This window comes from Pseudovibrio sp. POLY-S9 (genome assembly GCF_001431305.1).
Taxonomy (GTDB): domain Bacteria; phylum Pseudomonadota; class Alphaproteobacteria; order Rhizobiales; family Stappiaceae; genus Pseudovibrio.
In genome coordinates this window covers 1-480 of the sequence record NZ_LCWX01000103.1, presented here as the reverse complement: position 1 = coordinate 480, position 480 = coordinate 1, and the positions used below count along the sequence as shown (strand labels likewise).

The following is a 480-nucleotide window of genomic DNA, read 5'->3' as shown; positions in this document are numbered from 1 at the left end:
TGAATGACCACGGAGTTGTGGTTGTTGGTGCTTCTGGGGATGATGATAAGGGCAGTGAATCCGGTTCGGTCTATGTCTATACGCCAGATGGTGGCAGTTATGCGGAGACCAAACTTGTGGCTTCTGATGGCGCTGACCTGAACCACTTCGGTGCCAATACTGCGATCAATAACTCTGGTGTTGTTGCGGTTAGTGCCTTCGGAGATGGTACTCCGGGTAGTGCCGAAAAAGCTATTTATGTGTTCACTCCGACAGACGGCGGGAGCTATTCGGAAGTCAAGCTGACTGTACCTGAGGGTATCTTTAGTGGCATGCCTAGTGAGCATGGCCTCTCAATGAATGCAAGTGGAGTGATTGTTGCTTCCGTCTTTGATGGGATTGAAGACAAGATCTACATCTTCACTCCAGATGGTATTGGCGGTTACGCAGAAGACACTCTCTTTATTCCAGGAGCTGGCAGCGCCAGTGGCAATGTTAGCA

1 protein-coding gene is annotated in these 480 nt (G+C 50.0%); it reads left to right on the top strand.

Going from position 1 to position 480, the window contains the following annotated elements; genetic code table 11:
* On the top strand, positions 1–480 hold a 480-nt coding region (locus PPL9_RS08785), incomplete at both ends, for a hypothetical protein (protein WP_200962181.1).